This is a genomic window from Streptomyces sp. NPDC059524 (genome assembly GCF_042749255.1).
Classification (GTDB): Bacteria; Actinomycetota; Actinomycetes; order Streptomycetales; family Streptomycetaceae; genus Streptomyces; species Streptomyces xanthii.
Window position 1 is genome coordinate 7,129 of the sequence record NZ_JBHYTK010000187.1, and the last position, 6,661, is coordinate 13,789.

The following is a 6,661-nucleotide window of genomic DNA, read 5'->3' on the forward strand; positions in this document are numbered from 1 at the left end:
GCACCACATGGTGCGGGCCCACTGTTCAACTAGCTGCTAGCGCAGAGCGTTTCAGCTCTGGCCACCCGCCAGCTTCTCACGCAGCGCGGCGAGCGCCTCGTCCGAAGCAAGCGCACCCGAGTTGTCGTCCGACTCCGAGGAGTAGGAACCGCCACCGGACGCGACCGGCGCGGCACCGGCGGCGCCGGCACCCTCGGCCTCGGCCTGGGCGTCGGCCTCGCGGGACTTGATGACCTGAGCCTGGTGCTGCTCGAAGCGCTGCTGCGCCTCGGCGTACTGGGTCTCCCAGGCCTCGCGCTGGGTCTCGAAGCCCTCGAGCCAGTCGTTGGTCTCGGGGTCGAAGCCCTCGGGGTAGATGTAGTTGCCCTGGTCGTCGTACGACGCGGCCATGCCGTACAGGGTCGGGTCGAACTCGACGGCCGACGGGTCGGCGCCGAAGGCCTCGTTGGCCTGCTTCAGCGAGAGGCTGATGCGGCGACGCTCGAGGTCGATGTCGATGACCTTGACGAAGATCTCGTCGTTGACCTGGACGACCTGCTCCGGGATCTCCACGTGGCGCTCGGCCAGCTCGGAGATGTGGACCAGACCCTCGATGCCCTCGTCCACGCGGACGAACGCACCGAACGGAACCAGCTTCGTGACCTTACCCGGGACGACCTGGCCGATCTGGTGGGTACGGGCGAACTGCTGCCACGGGTCCTCCTGCGTCGCCTTCAGCGACAGGGAGACACGCTCGCGGTCCATGTCGACGTCGAGGACCTCGACGGTGACTTCCTGGCCGACCTCGACAACCTCGGACGGGTGGTCGATGTGCTTCCAGGAGAGCTCGGAGACGTGAACCAGACCGTCGACGCCACCCAGGTCCACGAAGGCACCGAAGTTGACGATCGAGGACACGACGCCGGAGCGGACCTGACCCTTCTGGAGGGTCGTGAGGAACGTCTGGCGGACCTCGGACTGGGTCTGCTCCAGCCAGGCACGGCGGGACAGGACCACGTTGTTGCGGTTCTTGTCCAGCTCGATGATCTTCGCCTCGAGCTCCTTGCCCACGTAAGGCTGGAGGTCGCGGACACGGCGCATCTCGACCAGGGAGGCCGGGAGGAAGCCGCGGAGGCCGATGTCGAGGATGAGACCACCCTTGACGACCTCGATGACGGTACCGGTGACGATGCCGTCCTCTTCCTTGATCTTCTCGATGGTGCCCCAGGCACGCTCGTACTGAGCGCGCTTCTTCGAGAGGATCAGGCGGCCTTCCTTGTCCTCCTTCTGGAGAACCAGGGCCTCGATCTCGTCGCCGACGGCCACGACCTCGTTCGGGTCGACGTCGTGCTTGATCGAGAGCTCGCGGCTCGGGATGACACCTTCGGTCTTGTAACCGATGTCGAGGAGAACCTCGTCCCGGTCAACCTTGACGATGACGCCGTCGACGATGTCGCCATCGTTGAAGTACTTGATCGTCTCGTCGATGGCGGCGAGGAAAGCTTCCTCGTTACCGATGTCGTTGACCGCAACCTGCGGGGTGGTGGCGGTGGTCTCGGTGCTGCTCGTCATGTGGGAAAGGGCTCCGGCGGACATTGAAAGTCGGTGGGTACTGCTACGCCGGGAACCTGTTTCGCACCGAAGAAGCCGGACAGCCTAGGAAGCGCCTGCCCGGAACCGGGGGCGCCTCGACAACCGAGGGGACATGCAACAGATGCGAGCACAGCCTGCTATGTCTGAGGTGCGCAGGCCCGCAGCGCAACTTGTAGCATACGGGGGCTGCCGGGCACGGTCAATGCGCGAAGGCGCACACCAGGGGCGGATCGCCGCAATCCCGGCAGAAATCCTGTCGCACGAGGCTACGAGGGCCGCAGCGAACGCTCGCGGCGCCCTCTTCCCGGCGACGGGGTTACGGAAGAGTACGACGAGGGAGCCCATCATCCAAGAGTCCGGACGCATGCAAGCGCACGAGTCCCTGCCGGCGGCACCGGCGTCCTCCGTGGACGAGGATTCGACGGCCACCCGGCGCGACGCCGGCACGGGCGAGAGCTCCCGGGCCAACCGCGGCTGGTGGGACCGGAACGCGGACGAGTACCAGATCGAGCACGGCACCTTCCTCGGTGACGACCGCTTCGTGTGGGGCCCCGAGGGCCTCGACGAGGTGGAGGCCGAGCTGCTCGGCCCGGCGGAGGAGCTGGCCGGCCGCGACGTCCTGGAGATCGGCGCGGGCGCCGCCCAGTGCTCGCGCTGGCTCGCCGCGCAGGGCGCCCGCCCGGTGGCCCTCGACCTCTCGCACCGCCAGCTGCAGCACGCCCTGCGCATCGACGGCGGGAAGGTGCCCCTCGTCGAGGCGGACGCGGGGGCGCTCCCCTTCCTGGACGGCTCCTTCGATCTGGCCTGCTCCGCGTACGGGGCGCTGCCCTTCGTCGCCGACCCGGTCCGGGTACTGCGCGAGGTGCGCCGGGTGCTGCGGCCGGGCGGCCGCTTCGTCTTCTCCGTCACGCACCCGATCCGCTGGGCGTTCCCGGACGAGCCGGGCCCCGAGGGGCTGAGCGTCGCCGCGTCGTACTTCGACCGCACTCCTTATGTGGAGCAGGACGAGGAGGGGCGCGCCGTATATGTGGAGCACCACCGCACGGTCGGTGACCGGGTGCGGGACGTGGTCGCGGGCGGCTTCCGGCTCGTGGACCTCGTGGAACCGGAGTGGCCCGCGTGGAACACGCAGGAGTGGGGCGGCTGGTCGCCGCTGCGCGGGAACCTGATCCCGGGCACCGCCATCTTCGTGTGCGAGCGGGACTAGAACGCACGAGACACTGGCCGGGTGATCCGTGACGCGGCCCTGGAGGCCCTCCCCGTCCGTTCCGCGCTGCCCGCGCTGCGTTCCGCGCTCGACGCGGGCGGGGTCGCGGTGCTCGTCGCCCCGCCGGGCACCGGCAAGACGACGCTGGTGCCGCTGTTCCTGGCCGGGCTGCTCGGCGGGGACGGGCCGGTGCGCCGGGTCGTGGTCGCCGAGCCTCGCCGGATCGCGGCGCGGGCGGCGGCGCGGCGGATGGCGTGGCTGCTGGGCGAGCGGGTCGGCGAGCGGGTGGGGTTCACGGTGCGCGGCGAGCGGGCCGTCGGGCCGCGCACCGTCGTGGAGGTCGTGACCACGGGTGTCCTGGTGCAGCGGCTCCAGCGCGACCAGGAGCTGGCCGGCGTCGACGTGGTCCTGCTCGACGAGGTGCACGAGCGGCATCTGGACGCGGACACGGTGGCGGCGTTCCTGTGGGACGTGCGCGAGACGCTGCGGCCCGAGCTGGAACTGGTCGCGGCGTCGGCGACGACCGACGCGGAGGGCTGGTCGGCGCTGCTCGGGGGCTCGCCGGTGGTGACGGCCGAGGGCGCCTCGTTCCCGGTGGAGACGGTGTGGGCGCCGCCGGCCCGGCCGGTGCGGCCGCCGCACGGGATGCGGGTGGATCCGGCGCTGCTCACGCATGTGGCGTCGGTGGTGCGCCGGGCGCTCGCGGAGCGGTCCGGGGACGTGCTGTGTTTTCTTCCCGGGGTCGGCGAGATCGCTCGGGTGGCGGGCCTGCTGGGCGCCCTGGGTGACGTCGAGGTGCTGCAGGTGCACGGGCGGGCGCCGGCCGCGGTGCAGGACGCGGTGCTCTCTCCCGGCGGGCGGCGCCGGGTGGTCCTGGCCACGGCGGTCGCGGAGTCGTCGCTGACGGTGCCGGGGGTGCGGGTCGTCGTGGACGCGGGTCTGGCGCGGGAGCCGCGGGTGGATCACGCGCGGGGGCTGAGCGCGCTGACGACGGTACGGGCGTCGCGGGCGTCCGGTACGCAGCGCGCGGGGCGGGCCGGGCGTGAGGCGCCCGGGTTCGTGTACCGCTGCTGGGACGAGGCGGAGGACGCCCGTCTTTCGCGCTTCCCGTCGCCGGAGATCAAGGTGGCGGACCTGACGGCGTTCGCGTTGCAGGCGGCGTGCTGGGGCAGCCCGGACGGGTCCGGGCTCGCTCTGCTCGACGCGCCGCCCGCCGGGGCGATGGCGGCGGCGCGGGAGGTCCTGACGGCGGTCGGTGCGGTGGAGCCGGACTCGGGGCGGGTCACGGACCGGGGCCGGCGTCTGTCCCGCCTCGGCCTGCACCCGCGGCTCGGCCGGGCGCTGCTCGACGCGGCGCCGGTGGTGACGGCGCGGCGGGCGGCGGAGGCGGTGGCCCTGCTGAGCGAGGAGCCGCCGCGCGAGTACGGGGACGATCTGGCCGGGGCGCTGCGGGCGGCGCGGCGTGGTGGTGACGCGTACGCGGGGCGGTGGCGTCAGGAGGTGCGGCGGCTGTCGTCGCTCGCGGGCGACTCCGCGCCGGAGGGCACCGGCGGTGGTCCGGCGCCTGCGCGGGGGCAGGCCGGGGACGAGTACGTCGTCGGGGTCGTCGCGGCGCTCGCGTTTCCCGAGCGGATCGCCCGTAAGGACAAGGGGTCGTGGCTCATGGTGTCCGGGACGCGGGCCGAGGCCGGGGACGGGAGCGCGCTGCGGGACGCGGCGTGGGTGGCCGTCGCGGTGGCGGACCGGCCGGTGGGCGCCGGGCACGCGCGCGTGCGGCTCGGGGCGGTCGTGGACGAGGACGTCGCACGGTGGGCGGCCGGCTCGCTGTACGGCGAGGGCGACGAAGTGGCGTGGGCGGACGGGGAGTTGGTGGCCCGGCACGTGGAGCGGCTGGGGGCCGTCGAGCTGACGGTGCGCCCGATCAGGGACCCCGCGCCCGGGCTCGTACGGGAAGGGCTGCTCGAGGGGCTGCGGCGGGAGGGGGTCGGGCTGCTGCGGTGGGACCGGGAGGCACGGGGGCTGCGGGAGCGGCTGGCGTTCCTGCGGCATCAGCTCGGGGATCCCTGGCCTGACGTGAGCGACGCGGCGTTGCTGGCGCGGGCCGACGAGTGGCTGGAGCCGGAGCTGGGCGCGGCGCGGAGGCGGGCCGATCTGGGGCGGATCGACGCGGGGCGGGCGCTGACGCGGCTGCTGCCGTGGGCGGGCGGTGAGGCGGCACGGCTCGACGAGCTGGCGCCGGAGCGGCTCGAGGTGCCGAGCGGTTCGCGGATCCGGGTCGACTACGGGGATCCGGAGCGGCCGGTGCTCGCGGTGAAGCTGCAGGAGATGTTCGGGCTGCAGGAGACGCCGCGCCTGGCCGGGGTGCCGGTGCTCGTGCACCTGCTGTCCCCGGCCGGGCGTCCGGCGGCGGTGACCGCCGATCTGGCGTCGTTCTGGCGCGAGGGCTATCGCGCGGTGCGGGCCGATCTGCGTGGCCGGTACCCGAAGCATCCGTGGCCGGAGGATCCGGCGGCGGCCGAGGCGACCCGGTACACGAACGCGCGGCTCAGGCGCTGACCGGTTCGGGGTGCGGCACGGCCGTGCCCTCCGGGTCCCCGGGGCGCCGGCTGCGGGCCTCCAGCCACAGGGACAGGGCGAGCAGCAGCACGCCGAGGCCGAGGAAGCCCCAGGGCAGGTACGAGGTCAGCAGGAGGACCAGGACGCGGTTGGAGCTGACCAGGTCGACGGTGGCCTGGATGGAGTCCTCGCGCATCTTGACGTGGCCCTTGAACACGGTGACCTTGTCGCGGCCGCCGAGCAGGGTGCCGCCGCGCAGCTCGTTCTCCATGATCTCCTCGCCGTAGACCGGTGCGCCGGTGGTGGGTTCGACCCAGAACTTGCGCGTGGTCGTGTACCAGCGGGTGGTGCCGGTCTTGGCGACGGACTCGGGTGTGATGCCCGGGACCGGCATCGTCCTGGGCAGCGGGACCTTCATCCACGGGATGGTCTGCTCGAAGTAGTAGACCTTGATGCCGCGGAAGGTCGTGGTGCCCTTGTAGTGGATGGGGCGGGTGATACGGGCCTGCGCGTCGAAGTACTCGTAGTCGCGCTTCTCGGTGAGGAAGGGCCACTTGAACTCGATGCCGTCGCGCCGGACCGGGTCGCCGTCGACCATCTCGCCGGTGGCGTGGACGGGTTCGGAGCTGTGGGCGTCGAAGATGTAGCGCTCGGGGATCTTGGAGACCATCTTGCCGTCGGGTCCGACGACGTAGGACAGGGCGTCCCAGACGACGACGTCGCGGCCGGCGCTGTCGCTGATCCGTTTCGCCTTCTCGACGTCGCCCTTGAGGGTCTGCACGATACTGACCTTGGAGACCTTCTTGGCCTGCATGGTGCCGTAGTCGAGCAGCGTGGGGTTCTTGGCCTCCAGGACGACGTTCTGGTACTGGCTGGGCGGGATCTTCGCCAGGCGCGGGAACGCGTACCAGCGCATGAGCGGGGACATCGCCGTGAAGAACACGGCGAAGGCGAGCAGGATCAGGCTTGCCTTGCGGCGCATCTCGGCGGCCCTCCTCGGCGGTCCGGTCAGACGTGCTCGGGGTGCTCGGGGTCGGTTCAGACGTGCTTGGGGACGGTGGTGAGCAGGGGTTTCGGCGAGGTCTTGCCCGCCGGGGCGCCGATCGCCGTGATCGTGAGCACGAGGGCGAGGGCCGCGGCCAGTCCGATCGCGGCCGCGATGAGGGCGCGCATGTCCGACCTCCATATCTGATGGGGCGTCAGGCCTCTTGGGTCGGTGCACCGTAGCAATGCCGGGGGCAGATGAGAACAGGCGGAACAGGACGACCCGAGACGAGCCGAGACGAGCCGAGACGACCTGAGCCCCCGGCCTTCGGGGGCCGGGGG

5 protein-coding genes are annotated in these 6,661 nt (G+C 72.0%); 2 read left to right on the plus strand and 3 right to left on the minus strand.

The window, feature by feature from the left end:
- Positions 1-51 precede the first annotated feature (51 nt).
- Complete coding sequence (rpsA, locus tag ACFW9D_RS34025; RefSeq protein ID WP_188339530.1) at positions 52-1,551, minus strand: 30S ribosomal protein S1; 1,500 nt, start codon at positions 1,549-1,551, stop codon at positions 52-54.
- Between the two features lie 385 nt (positions 1,552-1,936).
- On the opposite strand from rpsA, the gene ACFW9D_RS34030 reads away from it, so the two are divergent.
- Both ACFW9D_RS34030 and hrpB read left to right on the plus strand, forming a co-directional pair.
- Entirely contained in the window at positions 1,937-2,779 is an 843-nt protein-coding gene (locus tag ACFW9D_RS34030; RefSeq protein ID WP_384628507.1) for a class I SAM-dependent methyltransferase, read from the plus strand.
- 21 nt (positions 2,780-2,800) lie between these two features.
- A complete protein-coding gene (gene hrpB / locus ACFW9D_RS34035) occupies positions 2,801-5,335 on the plus strand; it encodes an ATP-dependent helicase HrpB (protein ID WP_384628510.1) in 2,535 nt (844 codons plus the stop codon).
- Here hrpB and ACFW9D_RS34040 read toward each other — a convergent pair.
- Both ACFW9D_RS34040 and ACFW9D_RS34045 read right to left on the minus strand, forming a co-directional pair.
- Positions 5,325-6,317, minus strand: a complete 993-nt coding sequence (locus ACFW9D_RS34040; protein ID WP_188339527.1) for a DUF3068 domain-containing protein — start codon at positions 6,315-6,317, stop codon at positions 5,325-5,327. The two genes, hrpB and ACFW9D_RS34040, sit on opposite strands and share 11 nt — an antisense overlap.
- Positions 6,318-6,373: 56 nt before the next feature.
- The gene (locus tag ACFW9D_RS34045) at positions 6,374-6,508 is read right to left on the minus strand and encodes an SPW_0924 family protein (RefSeq protein ID WP_188339526.1); all 135 of its coding nucleotides are present in this window, start codon (positions 6,506-6,508) and stop codon (positions 6,374-6,376) included.
- Positions 6,509-6,661: the final 153 nt, after the last annotated feature.